The 2,649-nt window shown below is 31.1% G+C and carries 2 protein-coding genes and 1 pseudogene; all 3 read right to left on the bottom strand.

Annotation, left to right across the window (positions count from 1 at the left end):
• Positions 1-415: 415 nt before the first annotated feature.
• Positions 416-1,741 (bottom strand): trigger factor, encoded by a 1,326-nt coding sequence (locus ACH2BO_RS09660; protein WP_395044536.1) that lies wholly within the window; start codon positions 1,739-1,741, stop codon positions 416-418.
• Between the two features lie 82 nt (positions 1,742-1,823).
• On the bottom strand, positions 1,824-2,168 hold the full coding sequence (locus ACH2BO_RS09655; protein WP_395044535.1) for a phage holin family protein: 345 nt from the start codon (positions 2,166-2,168) through the stop codon (positions 1,824-1,826).
• A gap of 31 nt (positions 2,169-2,199) precedes the next feature.
• Positions 2,200-2,649: pseudogene (locus ACH2BO_RS09650) on the bottom strand (alpha/beta hydrolase); the annotation flags it as partial.

Genomic DNA, 2,649 nt, shown 5'->3' with positions numbered 1-2,649 from the left:
CTCCTTTTCGCTTGGTGCTTTTTTCGTCTTTTAAAAAAAATACTAAATCTTTCATAACCTAAAGTTGCAAATATAACTGATGTCTTAGCCCAGATAGTAGTGAAAAGCTTGTTGTTGTTGAAAGCCAATTTTTGTTGTTTTAAAAAAGCGACCAACGGAAGCACTTTTTAAAACGTACAAAAATGGTTTGAAACGGCAACAACTTGAAACGTATAGCTGGATTGGCTTCTTAAAAAACTTGATTTTCAAAAGCATCTCGACTGCTCTAGATGTTACAAAATTCTAATTTAAACTTTGAAATAAATTCATTAGACTCTGAAATAAATTCATTAGACTCTGAAATAATTCAGAGTATACAAATTGAGCGTCAAAAATACTGATTATTGACGCTCAAATATACTAATTATTTTATAATTTATTCGTTGTACATTGCTGCTACAAATTGCTCGTAGGTAACTTCTTTAGTTGATGGATTTGCTTTTTCTATAAATAATTTCAACATTTTGTCGGCTACAACTTGCTCTGACATTCTTTTTACTTCGTCTTGGTTAGACAGAACTCTTGCTACGATTGATTCTACCTCGGCATCTGTTGGGTTGGTTTGCCCATATTGTAACATTTGTTGACGAATTGATGCTGCTGTAAACGATTTTAAATCTTCGAAATTTACTTGTATGTTACTTTGTGCTAGTGCTTTTCCTTCTATTAATTGAAAACGCAATCCTTTTTCTGAGCGATTGTATTCTACTTCTGCTTCGGCTGGAGATAATTTTTTATCGCCAACTGTTTGCAACCATTTTACAAGAAATTCTTTGGGTAAATCGAATTTATGATTTTCTATTAATGTGTCTTGAACGTCGGCCATTAATTTTTGATGTGCTTGAAGTGCAAATTGTTTTTCGGCATCTTCTTTTATTTTGGCTTTCATTTCTTCTAACGATGAAATTTTTCCTGCGCCAAAAAGTTTATCAAACAATTCTTGGTTTAATGTTGCTGGTTCGTGTGCTACAACTTCGTCTATTGTGAAGGTTACTTCTACGTCTAAATCGTGCACATTATCGTGAGGAACACTAAGGTAATCCATTAATTTATGTGCGTCTGTAAACAATCCTTTGGTTTGTAAAACTATTGCATCGCCAACTTTTTTACCTAGAAATGATTTTGCTACATTTTCATCTGCAAATTCTTCTAAATCTACTGTGGTTCGATTGTTTATTCCTGCTTCTGCATTTACAAAAGTTCCTGAAACATCATTTCCTAAGGCAACTGTATCTTGAGAAATTACGTTTCCGTATTGTTTTTGAATTCTTGCTATTTGACCATTTAGCATGGTTTCGTCGGCAATTATTTGGTATTTTACTAAATTGGTTTTGGCGTCTAGATTTACTTCAAATTCTGGCACTAAACCTATTTCAAATTCAAAAGTAAGTTCTTCATTGTTCCAATTAAATGCTTCGTTTATTTTTGGAAGTGGCGTTCCAAGCAAGTTTAATCTTTCTGATTGAATATATCTTTGCAATGCTAGTTCTACAACTTTATTTACTTCTTCAACTTTTATAGCTTTACCATATTGTTTTTCTACTAAATCTTTAGGAACTGCGCCTTTGCGAAATCCTTTTACGGTTGCCAATGGCATTTTTTCGTTTATTCTTTTTGCAACTTGACCTTTGTAATCCATTTGTGGAACAGTCATTACAATTACTTCATTTACAGCATCAATTGCTACTCTTTTAATATCCATTTGGTATTATTTTACATTATAAAATTGGGTTGCAAAATTATAACATTTTTGCAACCCAACCAAGTTTTATTGTTGATAAAATCTATTTGTTTTCGCCAATAAATTTATACATAATAGATTGTGATAACGATAATATTATACTAAAAAATAGTGCTGTCCAAAAGGAGTTGACTGTAAAACCATCAACAAGTTTATCGCAAAGCAAAATAATTAAAGCGTTTATAACTAGTAAAAATAATCCTAAAGTTACAATGGTTACTGGTAATGTAAATAGTATTATAACTGGTTTTACAAATAAATTGAGTAGTCCTAAAACTATGGCAACTATTATGGCATCCCAAACTTCTAGAACTTGAACGCCTTTCATTAAATAGGAAATTAAAACTACTAGTAATGATGTAATTAGAATTCGTGCAATTAGTTTCATATAATTTGTTTAAAAATTTAAAATTAAGCATTTATTTCAAGAATTGTGCCGTTATCTCAAAAAATAGTTTAGGATTTTCTGCATGCAACCAATGCCCAACATTAGGAATGGTTTCTAACTTAAAATTTGGAAAATGTGTTTTAATATTCTCTAAATCTGAATCTAAAATATAGTTAGAACTTCCACCACGAATAAACAATGTAGGTTTATCAAAATGATTTTCTTGAGGTAAAGCGACACCAATTTCATTAATTTTATTATTAAAAACTTCAAGATTAAATCTAAAAGCCAGTTGAGTTGGTTCTTTCCAATATAAATTTTTCATTAAAAATTGACGCGTTCCAAAATCTGGAATGTACGGAAAAAGTGTTTCCTCAACTTCTACTCTGCTTGGTTTTGTTGAAAAATCTACTGCATTTAGTCCATCTAAAATGTCTTGATGATGCGGCGCGTAATATTTTGGTCCAATGTCTGCAATTAT

Origin of the sequence: Flavobacterium sp. (genome assembly GCF_043773265.1) — a bacterium.
In the GTDB taxonomy this organism is placed as follows: domain Bacteria; phylum Bacteroidota; class Bacteroidia; order Flavobacteriales; family Flavobacteriaceae; genus Flavobacterium.
This window is presented reverse-complemented; position numbering and strand designations above follow the sequence as displayed.

Excerpts from the sequence above, each read along its gene's own strand:
- ACH2BO_RS09660 (WP_395044536.1), bottom strand. The coding sequence starts at position 1,741 with ATGGATATTAAAAGAGTAGCAATTGATGCTGTAAATGAAGTAATTGTA.
- ACH2BO_RS09655 (WP_395044535.1), bottom strand. The coding sequence starts at position 2,168 with ATGAAACTAATTGCACGAATTCTAATTACATCATTACTAGTAGTTTTA.